3 protein-coding genes are annotated in these 22,263 nt (G+C 46.2%); all 3 read left to right on the forward strand.

The window, feature by feature from the left end; translation table 11 throughout:
* Window positions 1-17 precede the first annotated feature (17 nt).
* Window positions 18-9,749: a non-ribosomal peptide synthetase/type I polyketide synthase gene (locus LCF57_RS08435; protein WP_226000285.1), complete on the forward strand. Its 9,732-nt coding sequence runs from the start codon at window positions 18-20 to the stop codon at window positions 9,747-9,749.
* 38 nt (window positions 9,750-9,787) lie between these two features.
* Window positions 9,788-17,074 (forward strand): non-ribosomal peptide synthetase, encoded by a 7,287-nt coding sequence (locus LCF57_RS08440; RefSeq protein WP_226000286.1) that lies wholly within the window; start codon window positions 9,788-9,790, stop codon window positions 17,072-17,074.
* Window positions 17,074-22,263: non-ribosomal peptide synthetase (locus tag LCF57_RS08445; protein WP_226000287.1), on the forward strand; the 5,190-nt coding region annotated here is incomplete at its 3' end. The genes LCF57_RS08440 and LCF57_RS08445, both read left to right, overlap by 1 nt.

Here is a 22,263-nt window from a genome sequence, read left to right on the forward strand (position 1 = left end):
TTGTGGAGGTGAAAGTAGTGCTAAAGAAATCTTCAATTCTGGAAATTATTCAACAACGTGTGGTAGAAATGCCAAATCAAACGATACATACGTTTCTTAAGGACGGAGGATTACCGTCCGACTTGCTCACTTATACTCAACTAGACCTTCGGGCCAAAGCCATAGCAAGTGCTTTACAAGTCAAGGTTAGACCGGGTCAGCGGGCAATTCTTCTTTTTAATCCTGGCATCCATTATATAACTGCGCTTTTTGGCTGTTTATATGCTGGGGTCATTGCGGTTCCTGCTTATCCTCCCCGTCTTAGGAATCAGTCGCTTGACCGGGGGAGCCTACGAATTTGCTCTATGATTCAAGACTCTAATCCCGTGATTGTATTAACTGAATCGGGATTATTGACACAACTTGAAGGTTGTAAAGAACAGGTCCCTGAACTCTTAACGATGCTACGCTTAGTAGTTGATCACATCCCTTGTAGTCAAGCGAACTCCTATGATCCATTCGATGCAGCTTCGGACATGGTAGCTTACCTTCAATACACATCTGGCTCTACGTCCACCCCCAAGGGAGTAATGGTCACGCACGGTAACTTGTTGGCACAATGCCATCTTATGGTGCAATCCTTACGATATAAAGAGAACTCCGTTTCTCTTATATGGCTTCCTCCTTTTCATGATTGGGGGCTAATCGAAGGGATTATGCTTCCTGTTTACAATGGGCATTGTGGATACTTGATGGACCCGGTCTCTTTCGTACAGCGGCCCGTCCGCTGGCTTGAGGCGATCACACAATGGAAAATTACACATGGCGGAGGACCAAACTTTGCCTTTGATTTATGTATACAAAAGGTGACTCCGGAGCAAATTTGTGAGTTAGATTTGAGCAGTTGGGATTCAGTAGCTGTCTCGGCAGAGCCCGTTCGAAAAGACACGTTGGAGGAATTTGCATCTAGGTTTGCCACTTGTGGATTTAGAAGGCAAGCGTTGGCACCTGCGTATGGCATGGCGGAAACAACCCTTCAAGTCGCGTCATCCTTAAATAATGGCCCGTCCTATGTCATAGCAGATGCTTCAGAATTGGCCTTGAATAGGATTGTGGATTGCAGTAATGAAGAAAATGGCGCCGCCTTGCCTTCCTGTGGGAAAGCGGGTTGGGATACGAGAATTCTTATTGTAGACCCGGAAACACTTAAAATCCGCGCAGAAAATCAGGTCGGTGAAATATGGGTGTCAGGCAGATCGGTAAGTGCAGGCTATTGGAACCAGCCGAAGGAGACGGTAGATATGTTCCAGGCCTATACAAGCGACACAAATGAAGGACCCTTTTTACGCACAGGTGATCTAGGTTTTTTACGGAACGAAGATTTGTACTTTACGGGACGTCTCAAAGATTTGATTATCGTCGATGGGCAAAATCACTATCCACAGGATATAGAACTTACTGTAGAGAAAAGTTGCTCTATTGTACGCAGAGGTGCGGGCGCAGCTTTTGCTGTAAGGACCTATGGAACGGAAGGGGTTGGTGTTGTCTATGAAGTCGAGCGTTCAGCTCGCAAGGCTAATCTTGACATAGAGGCGATTGCTCATCAAATTCGTAAGGCGATCTCCGCCGCGCACGGTATTTCTTTAGTATGTCTAACCCTAATTCGTCCTGGAAGCATTCCAAAAACAAGCAGCGGGAAAATTCAACGCAGCGCCAGTAGGAATGCTTATGAAAACGGATTACTGAATGCTATTGTCAGTTGGAAATCCTTGGGGCAATCTCAAAATGAAAACAGGGCTATTCAAGTGGATCATCACAAATGGCGACAATCTGCCAGTTCTGAGAAAGTAGAGACGCTGGAGCGATGGATCTGTGAACAGATAGCTCCCCGGCTAGGCATGCTTCCTGAGGAAATTAACGTGCGGATGTCCTTTTCGTCTATGGGGCTCAGCTCAAAAGAAACCATCCTTCTGACGGGTGAGATAGAGTCGTACGTCGGATGGAAGCTATCTTCGACGTTGTTGTATGAGCAACCAGACATCCATGAGTTAGCGAATTACCTAGTAGAAGGAAATTCCGTTAACAACAAGGGAAGCAAACCTGAGTCAAATCTGCCCAAGCCAACCGATGATGTGGAATCTATTGCGATTGTTGGAATGGCTTGTCGCTTCCCTGGAGCATCTGATCCGGAAGATTTTTGGCGGGTGCTTCAGAGAGGAGAGGACTGTATTACCGAGATCCCGCCAGATCGTTGGTCTCTGGAAGAATATTATGATGCTGATCCTGACGTGCCAGGAAAAACTTATAGCAGGCATGGGGGGTTCCTATCCGATATTGATGTCTTTGATGCCGGACTGTTCAATATCTCACGTCCTGAAGCAATGGAAATGGACCCGCAGCATCGGATTCTGCTGGAGTTGAGTTGGGAGGCTCTGGAACGGAGCGGTCAATCGCCAGATCGTCTAGCAGGTCATCCTACAGGAGTATTCCTAGGTCTAAGCTACAGTGACTATCAACGCTTGCAGTTTATGGATATTGAACGACTTGGCCCATATGCTGTTTCTGGCGGAGCGTTAAGTACTGCAGCAGGGCGAATTTCATACTGCTTGGGACTACAAGGACCTTCAATTGCAGTAGATACCGCCTGTTCATCTTCGTTAATGGCTGTGCACTTGGCCTGCCAAAGCTTACTCAATGGAGAATGCGAGATAGCTTTAGCGGGCGGTGCTAACCTTACGATCGCGCCTCAACTGTATATTAGCCTCTCTAAGGCAAAAATGTTGTCTCCTACCGGACGATGTCATACCTTCGACAGTACCGCTGACGGGTATGTACGTGGGGAAGGCTGCGCAGTTATTGTATTGAAGAAGCTCTCTGACGCTCAAGCTGCAAAAGACAATATCTTAGCGGTTATCCGTGGTTCGGCTGCCAATCAAGACGGGCGAACGAATGGTCTTACCGCACCGAGCAAGGCTGCCCAGACGTCGGTTATCCGTGAAGCGCTCTGCAATGCGGGTGTACTGCCGAATGAGGTTCAATATGTGGAGGCGCACGGTACAGGAACTGTATTGGGAGACCCTATAGAAATCCATGCTCTCGCTGACGCGTTTTGTGAGGAACGCAATGCGGAAAATACTCTTTTTGTCGGATCTGTAAAAACGAATATAGGTCATTTGGAATCAGCAGCTGGCATCGCGGGTTTACTAAAAACAGTTCTTTCGCTGCAAAATCGGTCTATACCCAAAAACCTCCATTTCTACCAGCCTAACCCTTACATTGATTGGAACTCGCTTCCTATCAAAGTACCGACACTAAATATGCCCTGGCAGCCAGGACCTTCTTTACGAAGGATCGCTGGAGTCAGCTCATTTGGATTCAGCGGAACGAATGTACATGTTATTCTGGAAGAAGCGCCATCTGTTGTTGACAAGCCGATAACGGAACCTGTCGATTCTTCGTTACAACTGCTAACTTTGTCAGCGAGCAGTGAATGGTCGCTACGGACTTTGGCAGAACGATACGGGAGGTTTCTGCAAGAATCTCCGTCAGTTTCGTTAGCAGATTTCTGTCATGCGGCAAATACGACGCGAGCTGATCTGCAGTATAGAATAGCTATGGTGGGGGCAACTAAAGAGGAAATGTCTGATCAATTGCTCTTAATCGATAAAAGAATGGACAAACCACTCTCTTTAACAAAGACGTTCAAAACACCCAAAATTGCTTTCATTTTCGCTGGACAAGGAGAGGCGTACCCCGGTATGGGTCGGCAACTGTATGAGACGGAATTCATATTCCGAAAGACCATTAATGCTTGTGATCTAACGCTTCAGGCATTTCCTGCATTTCAAGGGCGATCAATTAAAGCTGCAATTCTTGGAGAGAAGGAAGCAAACAACTGGATGAAAGACACTTCTTATGTTCAACCGCTTCTTTTTGCTTTTCAGTATGCCCTAACTGAACTTTACCGCACTTGGGGGATTGAACCTTCTGCTGTGAGTGGTCACAGTTTAGGAGAATTTTCTGCTGCGTGTGCCTCCGGCATGTTGGGCTGGATGGATGGATTGCAATTGGTGGCCGAACGCGGTCAGTTGATGCAATCTTTAGTAGAACCCGGCCGCATGGTCGCTGTTATGCTGGGATTAGCCGAAGTAGAAAACCTGCTGGCACCTTATGCAGATCGTTTATCAGTCGCTGCTATTAATAGTGCAGGGAATACTGTGGTTGCTGGGGATACAGAGGCTATTGACCAACTGTGCGAGCATCTGAATGCCAATCGAGTGGATAGTCGACTATTGCGGGTTTCGCATGCTTTTCATTCTGCCAAAATGGATGTAGTGATGGAGCCATTTGAGGCTGTTGCGACAAAATACGCTTATGGAGCACCTCAAATTCCACTCATTCGTAATTTGACTGGGACAGTTTGGCAAGCTGGAGAAAAGCCGAATGCCGAGTATTGGCGTGATCACCTTCGTCAGCCGGTAAAATTTGCGGCGGGTATACAAGTGCTCGGTGGGCTGGGTTGTGATGTATTTATCGAAATCGGGCCAACGGCAACACTCACACATTTGATATCTCAGACTCTGATTAATACCGTCTCTCTTCCGTCATTGAGGAAAGGAAGGGACGAAAGTAGAACTCTTTTGGAGACACTAGGATCATTGTATTCGAGAGGATCTATTTTAAATTGGAGCGGCAGAAATACACGACAGTCAAAAAAAAATGAGTCAAAAAAAATTGTACTCCCTACCTATCCATTCGATAAAAAGCATTATTGGAGTCCATCAGTAACGGCTGATTGGTCAAATTACAGGGAAGCAAGAGGAAGCGAGCTTACAAGTGAAGCTGAATTAAGTAACATCTTATCTTCTGGATTCGAGTCAACGATAGAGGATCACCCGTACTGCGATGTGCGGAAGGAGGACATCAACTATATTGAGCGAATCCTTGAGAACGGAATAGATCGAACAGAGGCGCTAGCCGCTTATCTTCACAATGTGCTAGCTTCAATGCTAATGCTTTCAGAACAATCTCTGGAAGACCAGCAAGTGATGAGCACAATGGGATTCGACTCGTTGATGGCTATACAATTGCGCAATCGTCTGAAATGTGATCTTGGGATTGATCTATCCATCGCCTTGCTGATGGGGGAAGCGACAATAGTAAGTATAGCTTCAGAATGTGCTCGACTCGTTGACCTTGCGATAAGCGCCGGTTTGCAAGTTGAGCCAGAGCTGATTATGCGACTGGACAGGAAAGAAAAATCGTTCGCGCTGTCGACGTCGCAAATGCAGCTCTGGTTGCTTCAAGAAATAGACCCTTTAACGACTGCTTACAACTTGCCTACTGGCCTGCGACTGAAAGGAACGCTGCAACAAGACATTTTGCACCGATGCCTTCAGGAGCTTCTTGACAGACATGAGATTCTACGGGTTCGTATTGATGTTGTTGAAGGGGAACCACGCCAGCGGGTACTTGCTCCCGAACCAATGCCATTACCAATCGTTGATCTTCGCCATCTCTCACTAGAACGGGCTGAGCAAGAAGCGCGCCGTATTGCTTTAGAGGAGGCCAGTTGTCCGCTGGATTTGAATAAAAATCCGCTTATGCGGGCGCAGCTTATAAGACTTAGTGATGAGGATCACATTTTGCTCCTCTTGTTTCACCATATCGTGGCAGACGGATGGTCTTTGGTCGGTGTATTACTACAAGAGCTGGATTTATTGTACACCGCGTTTTTGAAGGGGGATGATTACCCGCTTCCTGAACTGCGAATTCAATATGTTGATTATGCCCAGTGGCAGCGGTCACGATTAAGTGCCACTTATCTCGCTCCTCATTTGCACTATTGGAAAGAGCATTTGGAAGGGGCTTCTTTTGAACCCTGCTTTCCAGCCGATCGGCAGCGGAATGCCTTTACTAAGCATGTTGGGCGCAGGATACACGCTTACCTGTCAACTGATTTAATAGAAGCGGTGAATGCATTGAGTCGGGCTCAGAACGTTACTCCTTTCGTGACACTAGTTGCGGGCATGAAGGCTTTATTGTATCGCTGGACTGGCCGTGAAGACCTCATCATTGGCACAACTGTGTCCAATCGAACAACGGACGAGCTTGAACATCTGGTGGGTGACTTTACCAATCATTTGCCTTTGCGTACGACAGTGAGTGCGGAAAAAAGTGCTTTGTCATTCATTCAAAGGGTTGGAAACACAGTTTTGAACGCTTTTGTTCATAGTGAATGTCCTTTTGAGAAAATTGTTAATGCGGTTAATCCTGACCGTTATGGCAATCGAAATCCATTGTATGATATTGCAGTTGTGATGCATACATTTTCAGACAGAGCGACTTCGCTAAAGATTGGCCCTGCCTTGGATGTCTCCTTTATCGCTCCAGTGGCACAGATCGACAATGGTACGTCTGAGCTGGATTTGATTTTCGACCTTCTTGAAACTCCAAAAGGTTTGCTGATCGAATGCGAGTTTGATACCGAGATATTCGATGCTACAACTATTGAAAGATTTATTCAAAGCTATGAAACTTTGATGTGGGGGCTGGTCACTAATCCAGCATGTGCTGTTAAGGACTTGCCGCTTTTATCAGAGACAGAGAAGCGTAGGTTAATAACAGAGAATAGACAAAATCTTATCGAATTTTCACCACAAGCTTGTTTGCATCAATTGTTTGAGAAACAGGCTCAATCTCATCCTGACAACGTGGCCGTAGTTTGTGGCGACAGCCAACTGACCTATGAGCAGTTAGAAGTCAGATCGAATTACCTGGCACGCAGACTCATTGATTTGGGAGTTGGCCAAGGGATTGGGGTTGGTATTTGTACCGAACGCTCCATTGAAACGGTTATTGCAATTCTTGGTGTTTTGAAAACCGGGGCTGCATATATAGCCTTAGATCCAGTGTACCCTACAGAACACTTAAACTTTATTCTCAGTGATTCATCAGCTACATTCGTTGTGGTACAAGAGACAACGCGTGAGCGTGCGCTTCAATTAGAGGGGGCTCAAATCATCTGTATTGATGCTAGAGTGGAGCCCCGGTTAGAAGATGGCAAGCCTCTTAAAGTTGCTGTGAGTCCCCATGACCTTGCTTATGTCCTTTATACGTCGGGTTCAACAGGAAATCCAAAGGGGGCACTGATCACACATTATAATGTCGTTCGGTTATTTCAGGCAACAACGGATTGGTATCATTTTGGAGAAAAGGACGTATGGACTTTGTTTCATTCGTATGCGTTCGATTTCTCCGTTTGGGAGCTGTGGGGGGCGTTACTTCATGGGGGTAAGCTGGTCGTGGTCCCTTATACTACAAGTCGTTCGCCGGAATTGTTTTTGGACTTGTTACGTGAACAAAAAGTAACGGTGTTGAACCACACTCCTTCTGCTTTCCGTCTTCTGATTTATGCGATTTGTCAGCGCTCTGATTCGGTTCCACTTGGTTTGCGATATGTAATTTTCGGCGGTGAAGCACTTGACCCTAGGCAACTTGACCCTTGGATTGAGCGATACGGATTAGACAGTCCACAGTTAATTAATATGTACGGTATTACGGAGACGACGGTACATGTGAGCTATGCCCCAATCCAATCCATACAAGAGGCGATACTGCATCCCGCTTCGATCGGTATGCCAATACCTGATCTTCAGATTCATATTCTCGATTCTAGCCAGCGTCCACTGCCGCTTGGAGCTATAGGAGAAATTTGCATTGGTGGAGCTGGGGTTTTCCAAGGTTATCTGAATCGTCCTGATTTGACAGAATCTCGGCTGATTAAGAATCCATTCGATACACGCAAACTTTTATATCGATCGGGAGACTGTGGACGTATGTTGCCAGGAGGTTCGCTAGAATATTTCGGGCGTGGAGACGGGCAAGTCAAAATTCGTGGTTTTCGCATTGAATTAAGTGAGATTGAAGCTGTGATCAAGCAGCATCCAATGGTTCAAGATTGTGTGCTGCAGGTATGGGAACCGACATCAGAGGATCGCCGATTGGTTGCGCATGTCGTTGCAAAGCCAGAAAGTGCTAAAACTGTTTTGTTCGGAGAACAAATGGAACAAGAGCAAGTTTTTCAATGGCAAACCGTCTTCGATACGACCTATGGTCAGGGAGAAGCATATGAAGATCCTACCTTGAACATCACAGGTTGGACTAGCAGCTATACCAATCAGCCAATCCCTAAAAATGAAATGCATGCTTGGGTCGAACATACGGTAGCACAAATTAAAAGATTAAAAGCGGATTGTATTTTGGAAATAGGCTGCGGTACCGGTATGCTTTTGTTTCGGCTGGCTCCAGGTTGTACATGCTATACGGCTTTAGATCTGTCCGATGTGGCCTTGAACTATATTCGGAGTCAAATGGCAAATGTGGGGATAGAGGAAAACAAAGTGCAATTGCTCCATCGATCCGCAGATGACCTATCCGGACTGGGGGACCACTTGTATGATACAGTCATCATCAACTCCATGATGCAGTATTTACCGAGCATTGAGTATTTTATAAATATATTGCATCAAGCGGTGCAACGGGTGAAACCAGGTGGGACAATCTTTGTCGGCGATGTAAGGAACGCTGCTCTGCTAGAAATTTTTCATACCTCCATACAATTTTTTCATGCGCCGGAGGACATGAAGTTATCACGTATTTGTGCTGCTGCCCGGCATGCAGTAAGAGAAGAAAACGAACTGCTCGCTGAACCTGAATTTTTTTATGCACTCAAACGTCAGATACCGCAAATAAGTCATGTGGAGATTTATCTCAAACATGGAAGCTGCGACAGTGAGTTGGTACGGTATCGTTATGACGTGATGCTTCACATTTCTGCTGAGGATGCTTTCAGTGCGGATTCACCTGAATGTAATCCACTAGTGCTTGATTGGCAAAATGAAAGCCTCACCCTCTCTTCTCTACGAAGCATGATAGAGCAAGAGAATCCTGAAGCTTTAATCGTTAAGAGGATACCGAACCGGAGATTGTCCAGTGAACTGGGGATTTGGGAGCAGGTCATGCATGGACCCAAGGAGCGGACGAAATTGGACGTGCTGCCTCTGCTTTCAACTTGGACTAAGGAAGGCATTGATCCTGAAGAACTGTGGGCTTGGGAGCACGAACTGCCTTATTCCGTTCATGTTGGTTGTGGTGATACAGCAGATGAGCTCCATTCTTTTCATGCTGTCTTGTTGCATCGAGGGATGAGCAGACAGGGAAAACGTTTTTTTCTGCCTGAGCCTATATTTGAGGAGAGACCTTTAATTTCGTATGCAAATGACCCATTCCAAGGTACGTTGGCAAGGAAGCTTGTACCACTTTTACGCACTTATGTATCCGAGAGGTTGCCTGCTCATATGGTTCCATCTTCATTTGTGATTTTGGATAAAATTCCTCTTACTGAAAATGGAAAGCTAGACCATAAAGCTCTTGTTGAGCCCGATTCCGAACGGCCTGAGTTGGAAACTGTTTACGTGAAACCCCGCAACCCGATTGAAGAAATGCTGGCTACTATTGTTTCTGAGATTTTAGGTATCGAACAGGTTGGAGTGAATGACAATTTCTTTGATCTTGGAGGTAATTCACTGCTTGCCACCCAATTTGTGGGTCGAGTTCGCGCAGCTTTTATGGTTGAGGTACGTTTGGTTGAACTGTTCACCTCTCCCACGATTGCTTTATTATCCGAACACATAGCAGACTTGCTGGTACAAGAAGTAGGGAGCGAGATATTGGAAGAAATCGCATTAGCAGAAGATGCTTTCGAATAATTATGTTCGCCAAACAGAAGAAGCGAGGGGGGAGTAACGTGAACGATTCATCACAAAAAATGAAAGCATTAACGCAAACGCAGTTGAACCAAGTACTGGAGCGTATAGGAAGCAAGAAAAAGGGGATGACCCCTATACCACGCCGTGACTATAAGGAACATGAAGCAGGTCTCTCTTTAACCCAGCAGCGATTGTGGTTCATGTGGCTTCTTGATCCGTACAATCCGTATTACAACGTTCCTGGTGTTCTTCATCTAACTGGGGCGTTGGATTTCTCTGCACTGGAACGCAGTTTGAGCGAAATCGTCCGCCGTCATGAAGTACTACGCACCGCTTTTATTGAAGAAGAGGGGCGAGTCGTTCAGCGCGTAATACCAGTAGAAGATTTTCGTTTATCGTTTTTCGATTGTAGCACACTGTCAGAGCCTGACAAATCAACAGAAGCAGAGAGAATCGTCTTGGCCGAAGCCAGTCGCACGTTCCATCTGGGAAAAGCTCCTTTGATTCGGGGAGTGGTCGTGCAAATGAGCCCACAAGAGTCTTTATTTGTGGTTGTTATGCATCATATGGTTTCAGATGGATGGTCGCTCGGAGTGTTCCTGAAGGAACTGGCCGCTCTTTACGATGCGTTGAGATTAGGAAATGCATCGCCATTAGCCGATCTTAAAATCCAGTATTCTGACTTTGCCGAATGGCAACGGAGCAAGTATGAAGCAGGGGACATGCGGGAGCAACTAGCTTACTGGAAAAATAAGTTGGGACATGATAATACTCCTATTTTTCTTCCTGCAGACCATCGTCGTCCGGCAATTCAAAGGTACAAGGGAGCCAAATTGCGAGTAATGCTACCGTCTGACCTGCAGCAAAAGCTGGAAGATACTGCTCGTAAAAGAAATGCCACTTTATTTATGATCCTATTAGCTGGTTTGCATGCTCTACTGTACCGTTATTCTAACCAAAGCACGATTCGCATCGGCTGTCCTGTTGCGAACCGGAAATATCCGGAAATGGAGGATCTGATCGGTGTTTTTATGAACACACTTGTAATGCGCGCTGATCTGTCTTCTGAACTTTCTTTCATTGAGTTGTTGGATCAGGTTCGTACTACCGCTCTGGAAGCACTTGAACATCAAGATGTACCTTTTGAAAAATTGGTAGAGGAATTGCAGCCTGAAAGACACTTGAGTCACAACCCTTTATTTCAAGTGGCTTTCTTTTTTCAGAATTCACCGATGCCACCTCTGGAACTGGCTAACTTAACGATACAACAAATTCCAGTAGATTGTGGAACCTCTAAATTCGATCTTACGTTTCAAGTTACTCCATGCGAGGAGGGATTGGAGCTCGAAATCGAATATAATACCGATCTGTTCGATGAATCTACCGTAGCCCGTATTTCATCTCATTGGCAAACGTTGCTTGAATCCGCTGCAAGCAATGCGGAACTGTCGATTGGCGAACTACCGATACTTAACAAAGAGGAATTGCTTGATTTTCAAGCATGGAACAATACGTCGTCCAGTTATGACGGCCCTTGGCTGCTCCACGAAATGTTTGAGAATCAGGTTCGTCGTACACCGAATGCCGTAGCCTTAGAATTTGAAGGTGAAAAGCTCACATATCTGGAATTGGAGCAGAAAAGTAACCAACTGGCTCACTATCTGAGAAAGAAAGGGATCGAACCGGAACAGACGGTAGGTATGCTTTTGGATCGTTCGTTCGAGCTCGTTATTGGCATTTTAGGTATCCTTAAGGCCGGCGGTGCTTACGTACCTATAGGTCCGGATTATCCGTTGGAACGAATCCGCTTTATGATTGAAGATTCTAACGTGCAGGTTCTTCTTACACAAACGCACTTAAAGGAAGTTTTTCCTGAGTTGGAAATTCATGCGGTTATAGTTGATGCCGAATGGGAGAACAAAATTTCTCAAGAAAGTGTATTGCCGGTAAACGTCGATATAAAACCGGAGCATCTAGCATATGTCATATATACCTCCGGCTCGACGGGCAAGCCCAAAGGGGTTATGAACGAACACCGAGGAATTTGCAACCGAATGCATTGGATGCTTGAAACTTTTCAGCTTGAAACCTGCGATCGAGTCATTCAAAAAACGACATACACGTTTGACGTCTCCATTTGGGAGATGTTCTGGCCGCTGATAACGGGCGCACGGCTGATGATAGCCAGACCGGACGGGCATGTGGATAGTGCGTACTTGGTTGATTTCATCTCAAAACACAGAATTACCGTGGCTCATTTCGTCCCTTCTATGCTGCGAATTTTTCTGCAGGAGCGGGATTTGAGTCGCTGTTCCTCACTCCAGCAGGTCTATTGTACAGGCGAAGCACTTGCCCCAGATATTGCGCAAGCGTGTATGAAAAGACTAGGAGTCCGTTTGATTAATCTGTACGGCCCAACAGAAGCCGCAGTCGAAGCCACTTGGTGGGAATGCAAGCAGAATGAATTAACAGTGCCCATAGGTCGACCTATTGCGAATATGCAGATGTATGTATTGGATACCCAAGGACATCGTGTGCCGATCGGAGTGGCAGGGGAACTTTATATAGGCGGAGTAGGTGTAGCTCGCGGCTATTGGGGCCAGGAAGAACTGACAGCGGAACGATTTTTGCCTGATCTATATACAGACAGACCATGCGCTCGATTGTATCGTACTGGCGATTTGGCACGCTTTCGGTCGGACGGTGCGTTAGAGTTTCTCGGCCGTAATGATGATCAGGTCAAAGTCCGTGGATTTCGGATTGAACTGGGGGAAATCGAGGCAGTGATGAGGCAACATGCGGGCGTATGTGATGTTGTCCTGATTGCGCAGCCCGATGCCTCGGGTAGCTCCAGACTTATCGCCTATTGGGTGAGAGCAGAGGGCGCAACGCTATCGATCGCTGACCTTCGTGAATATACACGGCAAGCGTTACCTGCATATATGGTTCCTTCATTGTTCATTGAACTGGAACATATCCCCCTCTTGGGCAATGGCAAAGCTGATCGTAACTCCTTGCCTTCACCCGATGCGTCGCAGTGGGACAAAGACAAGGCAAAAGTATCTCCCCGGACACCGTTAGAGAGAACGTTGGTCCAAGTATGGAGCGAACTTCTCGGTATTGGTGAGATTGGAATAGAGGACAGTTTTTTTGAATTAGGAGGACACTCTCTTTTAGCCATTCAATTAGTTTCCAAAATCCGAGAGATTTTAAAAATAGAGTGCCCCCTGCGTGAATTAATCGCTGCACCGACGATTGCTGAGCTATCGGCTTACTTGGTTAAAGTTGCAGCCGCAGGAGCTTGTTCCGGGTTGCCGCAAAGTTCTGGAGATTATGCTTGGAAACCTGCTGTTCCAGCCCCAGAGGATCTCTATGAGCCTTTCCCGCTCAATGATGTGCAGCAAGCTTACTGGATCGGCCGTCGTCCTGAATTTGAGCTTGGCGATGTAGGAGTACATCTTTATATCGAGATTGAGACCGATATATTCCCGGTCTCACATTTGAATCATGCTTTAAACGTACTCATTAATCGTCATCCGATGATGCGAGCTATCGTCCGTAACGATGGAATGCAGATTATTCTTAAAGAAGTTCCGCATTATGAAGTAAAATACAGAGATTTGCAACATTTGAACTCCATCGAGGCAGAGCAAAAACTTAATGAAATTCGGAAAAAACTCTCACATCTTAATAAACCTGCTGATCAGTATCCTATGTTTGATGTCAGTGTAACCCGCTTTTCCATAGACAAGCTTCGTTTGCATTTTAGTGTAGACCTATTAATCGGGGACGCACAAAGTTGGTACGTTTTGCTGCAAGAACTTACTCAGCTTATCCATAATCCGCAAGTTCCTTTAAAACCATTAGAGTTAACATTCCGCGACTATGTGCTTGCTGAGCAGCAGATACTTGAAAGTGAAGCGTATACTCGATCGGAAGCTTATTGGGCCGCACGGATACCGGAACTGCCGCCAGCCCCTGAACTACCTATTGTCCGCTCGGCGGGTCCATTAAAAGCATCAAGGTTTCGCCGTCTCGCTTCTTTTCTTCATGCGGAAGATTGGCGTTTGCTTTGTGGCTATGGAGGACGCTTTGGAGTTACTCCATCGATTATTTTACTAGGGGCATTCAGTGAAGTGCTAGCTGCTTGGAGCAGGAATCCGAGGTTTACGATAAATTTAACGCTTTTCAACCGCCTTCCCTTACATCCAGATGTGAACCGGATTATTGGCGATTTTACGACTCTAACGTTATTAGAGGTGGACTGTTCTAAAGAATCTTCATTTGGATCGCGAATAAAAATGATTCAGCAGAAGCTTTGGGAGGATTTAGATCATCGTTTTTATAGTGGTGTAAGAGTGATGCGTGATTATGCGCGCACCAATCTGGACAAGGCTGGCGTAGTTATGCCGGTTGTTTTCACTAGCACTTTAACGGCGGTCGATGGTCTGGATGCCTCCGTGATGCGGGGCTTGGGCGATGTGGTGTATGGGATAAGTCAAACCCCGCAAGTCTTTCTGGATCATCAGGTTTACGAAGATGCCGGCATGTTGCGTTTTCACTGGGATGTGGCTGAGGAACTTTTCCCTCCTGAAATGATCGACGATATGTTTACGGCCTACTGTTCTTTGCTCAGCCGATTGACGGAAGAGGCTCAGGCTTGGGACGAGCCTGTCAGACACTTATTGCCGATGAACCATTTGGAGCGGATTCATGAAATCAATGCAACGGAGACAACACTACCGGGAGGATTGCTTCATGAGCCATTTTTTGAACTGTCACGCCAACATCCGGGGAATTTGGCCATACAAACGCCTGAATTAACATTAACTTACGGTGAATTGGCGTGTCTTGCAAACAACTTAGCCTGCTGGATCGAAAGCCGGGGTATAACTCGGGATCAACCTGTGGCGATAGTGATGGAGAAGGGATGGGAGCAAGCGGTAGCTGTGCTTGGAATCCTGCGTGCTGGTGCCTCTTATCTTCCGATTGATCCAAGCTTACCGGACGAGCGGATTCAAATGCTGTTTTCAGATGGAAACATCCGTTATGCTATAACGCAATCAAGGGTGAATTCACGTATTGACTGGCCCAACCGGCTCGAACGTTACTGTGTGGACGATCACAATTTTCAGGAGGATGAAATCCTTCAACCTATGCAACATTCGGCTTCAGAGGATGATTTGGCCTACATTATTTATACGTCGGGATCAACAGGGGTACCCAAAGGGGTAGCTATTACGCATAGAGGTGCAAAGAATACGCTAGAAGATTTGCGTACCCGCTATCAGATAGGGTTTGGAGATCGGGTACTGGCTTTATCTTCGCTTAGCTTCGACTTGTCGGTGTTTGATCTACTAGGTCTGCTTCAATCAGGCGGTGCAGTCGTCTATCCACATTCCGAGGGAGCGAAGGACCCCAAACATTGGCTTGACCGAATGGATGAATGTCAGGTTACTGTTTGGAACACAGTTCCTGCTTTAATGGGGCTTTTGGTTGATTATGCGAATGTGTCGTTTCGGCGTTTGCCGGACAGCCTGAGGTTGATATTACTAAGCGGCGACCGGATTCCTATCCGTTTACCAGAGAGGATTCGTGAAATTGCTCGGCCGGATGTGAAAATTGTGAGCTTAGGAGGTGCGACGGAAGCCTCGATTTGGTCGGTTCTATATCCCATTGAACATATTGAATTGGCTTGGAAAAGCATCCCATATGGTCGAGCAATGGCTAACCAGCATCTCTATGTGCTGAATGAAAAACTGGAGCATCGTCCTGTCTGGGTTCCCGGGGAATTGTATATTGGGGGAATCGGATTAGCCCGGGAATACTGGCGAAATGCGGAGAAAACTTATCACAGCTTCATTACTCATCCAGAGTCGGGAGAACGATTGTATCGCACCGGAGACTTGGGACGATACTTGCCAAGCGGTGACATTGAGTTCCTGGGACGAGAAGATACTCAAGTCAAAATTCGAGGCTTTCGGATCGAACTTGGCGAGATTGAAGAAGCACTGAGGGGGCATGAGGCCGTTAAGGAGGCACTTGTAACAGTGAAGGCGGGTCCATCGGGTGATTCTTCAGTTGCAGGATATGTGCTGCTTCATTCTACTTATACCAATAAACTAAACGGTCAGCACCTGAGAATGTACCTAAGCGATAAGCTTCCAGATTACATGGTTCCAGCGGCAGTCTTTATCCTGGAGCAGTGGCCAATAAACGCTAACGGAAAACTGGATGTCAAGGCTTTGCCCGCACCACATCAGATTGGACTGACTACAAAAACGGATGCAAGCCAACCAAAGAAAGAAACAGAGCGGTACCAAATTTTGACCTTAATTAGGGAGACCTTACAGTTTGAGATTTTAACAGAGGAATCTGATCTTCTTAAGCTTGGCGTTACCTCGATGGATGTTGTGCGAATGGCGAATGCATTGGAAAAGGCATTCGGTATTCGAATTAAATTCGATGAATTCTATCATCATCCGACAGTTGGGGACATAATACGCTCGTATACTTCCAGACTGGAGAGTAATACAATGGTGAAATCCCGGCAGGCCCAGGCGGTCAAAGCTGGGGAAGAACTCGCTATGGTAGATTATGAAATCATCTTGGACCCTGAAGAACGCGAGCGTTTTAAACGACAGCGTCACTGGTTGCGATCGGAACCGTACGCTCCTTCAATTGACCTAACCAACAAGAAAAAATCTGCAGGATTCAAAGGATTGGAGCCATGTCGTCATTTTGCGCAAGAGATTGTACCCTTTATATGTCTGGCAAGAATGCTCCAATCACTGCGGCATAATGAGGTGGGTGGCAAGAGCAGCAGGCAATACCCATCTTTCAGTGAACTTTATGCGGTTCAGACGTATTTGTATGTTCATGGTAGACACGTCGAAGGACTGGATGAGGGGATATATTACTATGATCCGTCCAAAAATAGGCTTCTGTTCCTGTCGCCTGAAGCGCGGTTAAGTAAAGATATTCACGTCCCGTTCGTATATCAGCCCGTATTCGAGCAGGCAGCTTTCTCGATTTTCCTAATAGCTGATCTGGATGCCATCGGACCGATGTACGGAGAGCAGGCTACACGTCTGTGCACGCTTGAATCTGGTTATATGGGACAGTTACTTATGTCTGAAGCGTCAGCATGTGAGCTGGGTCTATGCCCAGTCGGCGTAATCGAATTTGATTCTATCCGAAGTCTGTTCAAATTGAAAGACAATCATGTGCTGGTGCATTCACTTCTCGGCGGAGTACCCGAAAGCCAGACTAACGATCTGGAAGGGGACGGAGAAGAATACGTTTGGGAGGAAGGCATATTGTAATGAATGATACCACTACCAGCCTTATACGCGCCAAAGTAGACCAGATTCGTAAAAAGGGGATTGATCTGTGGGTTGAAGATGGAAATTTACGGTTTCGCGCGCCCAAAGGAGTTCTGACACCGGAGTTACGTTGCGATCTTCAAGCTCACAAAAAAATGCTGTTATCTTATTTGCAGGAACAAGAGGGAGGTAGTGGGCTGTTAAGCCTACCACTCGCCCCCATTAGTAGAAAAGCCGAACTGCCTCTGTCATTTGCCCAACAAAGATTGTGGTTTATGCAACAGCTTGATCCTACTCATATTTCATACAATGTACCGATTACTACTCAGATTGAGGGAGTATTGGACGCTGACATTCTAGAACGTTGTTTGAACGAAATCATCCGTAGGCATGAAACGCTACGGGCCACATTTCCATCATCTAATGGAAAGCCAGTGCAACATATCCAAGATTCGATGTTTCTCAAATTAGAACGTGTCGATCTTAGGGGGGAAGTAAATACAAATAGGAAGAACCTAGCCCTGAAGTTGGTCGTACAGGAAGCACGCATTCCTTTTAACATTGCATCGGGTCCGCTAATTCGTTCAAAGTTGATTCGTGTAGAGGATGAATCATATATTCTTGCATTGAATCTACATCACCTTGTAACTGATGGATGGTCTATGGGGATTTTGGGCCAAGAGATCTCGATTTTGTATGGAGCCTTTTTGACAGGAGAGCCGTCGCCCCTGCCCGAATTGGAAATCCAATATGTTGATTTCGCTTATTGGCAACGTCGATGGATAGAGACAGATGCTTTAAAAACTCAAAAAGCGTATTGGCATCAAAAGTTGGAGCATTTGCCTCCTTTAGAACTGCCTACGGATTATCCTCGTCCAGCCCGGCAGAGTTTTAAAGGGGACATGGAAACCTTTTTATTTCCTTCTTCATTAGCCGAAGCGCTCGCTGATTTTAGCCGTCAACAGGGTGTAACCATGTTTATGACCGTCTTGACAGTTGTCAGCGTGCTTTTAACCAGATATACGTCACAGGATGAGATTTCGCTGGCCACCCCCGTATCTACACGCAGGATAACCGGATTAGAAAAGGTAATCGGGACCTTTATGAATACGTTAATCATGCGGATTGATGTAGCTGAAGAACCTACTTTTCTTGAATTACTGGAACGTGTGCGGGACGTGGCTATCGAAGCATTCGAGCATCAGGAATATCCTTTCGACAAGTTGGTAGAAGAAGTTCAACCAGATCGAAGCGTAAGTCAATCGCCTTTATTTCAAGTGCTTTTCTTATTTGAGACGGTTAAGTCTTCTTTGATTCAATTGCCCGGATTGCAAACTGCTTCCATCCAGGTCCCTTTAGGCACTTCTCGCTTCGATATTGTGCTGTTACTCACTTCCACTGAACGCGGGTTAGAAGGAGCTTTAGAGTATGCAACAGATTTGTTTGAACCTTTAACTATTCGTCGAATGATCAGGCATTTAGAATTGCTTTTAAATGGAATTGTTGCAAACCCCCAAGCTCTTCTATCCGAACTGCCTTTACTTACGTCTGAAGAAATCCAGATGCAGGAAAAATGGAATGCGACCAAAACTGCTTTGGTGCAGGAACGCACATTGCATGAGTGTTTTGAAGCGGCTGTGGAAGCCTATTCTGATCAGACAGCACTTGTTTACAAAAAAGAGAAATTGACCTTTCGCGAATTAAATAGGCGCTCCAATCGTTTGGCCCATCGGTTACGTAAACTCGGTGTGGGACGGGGGACTCGGGTAGGCTTTTGCCTTAATCGTTCAATCGAAGCGATTGTGAGTTTGCTTGGGATTGTAAAAGCGGGCGGTGCTTATGTTCCAATTGATCCCACTTATCCTGAAGATCGAATTCGTTACATGATCCAAGATGCTTCACTGGCAGTGATCCTGACTGACAAGTTTCTGGACAGCAAGCTTAACGACAATTCAGCGATTCGTGTATATTTGGAGACCGGGGAAGAAGGGCTAGCTGAAGGATCCGATCTTAATCTGGATCGTTTGGCAATGCCAGAAGATCCGGTCTATGTCATCTATACCTCGGGCTCGACAGGCCAGCCTCGCGGGGTCGTTGTAACGCACAAATCAGTATTCTATTTAAGTGAGGCCTTAGAGGAAAGGATTTATCGACATCATTCAGGAGTACAGCAGATTGCAGTAAACGGTTCTTTATCCTTTGACACATCGGTCAAACAGATTATTCAGCTTTTTCGGGGCCGCACATTGCATATCATCCCTGAAGATATTCGTTTAAACGGCAGCGCCTTCGTGGCTTACCTTCGAGATGAGGGAATTGACGCTTTCGACTGTACGCCCTCCCAGTGCCGAATGTTGATGAGATTCGGGCTTTTAGAGCATCAGGGTAATCGTCCATTGCTTGGATTGATCGGCGGAGAGCCGATCGAGGAATCAACATGGTTGGAGATGCGTGAAGCCAAGGGACTGGAGTTTTATAACTTATACGGACCTACAGAGTGTACGGTAGATGCTACCGTTGCCCGGGTGCGAGACAGTGTTTTTCCTTCCATAGGCTATCCATTATCTAACGTTACAGTTCACCTGCTTGATGCACATCAGAATCGGGTTCCCCTAGGAGTTAACGGTGAAATCTGGATCGGTGGCTCCGGCGTATCCGAAGGCTACTTGGATAGACCGGATTTGACAGCAGTAAAATTTTTGCCGGATCACTTTTCTGATGTGGAAGGAGCCCGACTATATCGGACCGGTGATATTGGAAAACAGCGTGATGACGGTTCAATCACTTTTTTGGGCCGGATCGACGACCAAACCAAAATCCACGGATTTCGGATTGAGCCAGGTGAAATTGAATCTGTATTTACTAGTCATCCAGATATCGAGGAAACATGTGTCGTAGTTCGTAAAGATGAAGCGGGACAGGATTCTTTAGTTGCCTATGTCGTACCGACACTCGAACGTGCTCCCATGGTTTCAGGGCACAGGCGATATCTACTGGACAATGGTCTGGCTGTCGTGCAGTTGAATAAAAATGAGACTAACTTTTTGTATCACGATATTTATGAAAATCTGGCTTATCTTCGGCATGGTATATCGATTGAGGAAAACCATACTATTTTTGACGTAGGTGCCAATATCGGTTTGTTTACTCTGCAGGCCCATATGCAAGCTCCCGGCGTGCGTATTTTCGCATTTGAACCCAACCCATATGTAAGGGAATTAACGACTTTAAACGCTCGTTTGTATGAAGTCGAAGCCACGATCATAGACTGCGCGCTCGCTGCGGAGAAAGGAACAGGAGAGTTTGCTTTTTACCCCAAATTTTCATTTTTGTCAGGTTTACACACAGATTTACATGAAGAAAAAGAACTGGTGCGTTCCTACATTCGCCGTAACGGTACCCCATCGATGGACATGGATCAAGCGCTGGAGACTATTCTGAACGACCGTTTGAAAAGCGTACAACTGTCTGTTCCTGTCCGCAGGCTCTCGGATATAATGCGCGAATATCAGGTCGAACGCATTGATTTATTGAAAATTAATGTAGAAAAAGCTGAATTAGCCGTGCTCCAAGGGATAGACAATGAAGATTGGCCCAAAATCGAACAAGTTGTATTGGAACTCCACGATGTGGAGGGCCGTCTTCATATCGTCACCGATCTGTTAAGGCACCATGGCTTCGAAGTGATCTCGGAGAAAGATTGGTCTCTGGATGTTTCGCAAAGCGTCTATTATATTTATGCGACTCGCGAACTCAAAGAGACTAAGGTGAAAGATTGGGTGACTCCAACACTTCCGATGAGTGCCAATGAAATTCGAAGCTACGGTAAGCAAAGGTTGCCAAATTATATGCTCCCATCACAAATTGTGTTTATGGAACAACTACCATTAACACCGCATGGGAAGGTTGATCGCAAACGGCTTCCTGCACCTGAAGAAGCTCGTGAACAAGATTCAGGCACACAGCAGTTTCCTCAAACTGCAGTTGAATGCGCGGTTGCCTCCATATGGAAAGACCTGTTAAATATCAGCAGTGTGGGTCTTGATGAAAATTTCTTCGATATCGGAGGGCATTCTTTATTGCTTGCACAGGTCCACGCCAGATTAAATGCCGAACTTTCCAGCAATATTGAATTGTTGGAGTTGTTCGAGTATCCAACGGTTCGTTTATTGGCTCAGCGGTTAACTCACTTCTCAGAAGAGAATGTGGAGAACACTCCGAATCGAAGGGAACTTGCAGCAAGAGACATGGTAGATGCCGACCCCAAAGATGAATCGGTGGCCATTGTTGGCATGTCAGGAAGATTCCCTGGAGCATCCGATATAGAACTGTTCTGGGCAAATTTGACTAACGCAGTCGAATCCATCCGTCATTTCACGCCAGATATGCTAGAAAAAATCGGCCTTTCCAAAGATATATATGCATCGTCAGAATATGTATCTGCTCGAGGAACGATTGATGGAATTGAATGGTTTGATGCAAGCTTCTTCGGCTATAGTCCAAGGGAAGCGGAGATGCTTGACCCTCAGCAGCGTTTGTTTCTTGACTGTGCTTGGGAGGCGGTGGAGAAAGCCGGATACGATCCCTCAAGAGGAGAAATTCCTATAGGTGTTTATGCGGGGTCAGGCATTAGCACGTACTTACTTTTCGGGCTGTTCTCTCATTTTAATCTGGCAGATCCGCTACTTTCTTATCAAGCGCTTATGGGGAATGATAAAGACCATCTGTCAACGCGTACTGCCTACAAATTAAATTTGAAGGGGCCCAGTATTTCGGTGCAGACTGCGTGCTCGACTTCTTTGGTAGCCGTTCATCTTGCCTGCCAAGCATTGTCACGAGGCGATTGTGATATGGCCATTGCGGGCGGAGCGACCATTACTGTTCCTCACGAACAGGGATATGTCTACCAAGAGGGAGGGATTTTCTCGCCAGACGGCCATTGTCGGGCTTTTGACGCTCAGGCAAAGGGAACGGTCGCTGGAAGCGGTGTAGGTGTCGTGGTCCTTAAACTGCTGAACAAGGCATTACAAGATGGCGATACCATTCATGCCGTCATTAAAGGATCTGCCATTAACAATGATGGCGGACGAAAGGTGGGCTACACGGCTCCGAGTATTGGGGGACAGGCGGAAGTTATCCAGATGGCACTGGATTCGGCAGGTGTCAAACCCGAGACCATTTCATATGTG

It is taken from the genome of Paenibacillus sp. BJ-4 (genome assembly GCF_020404765.1).
Taxonomy (GTDB): Bacteria; Bacillota; Bacilli; order Paenibacillales; family Paenibacillaceae; genus Paenibacillus.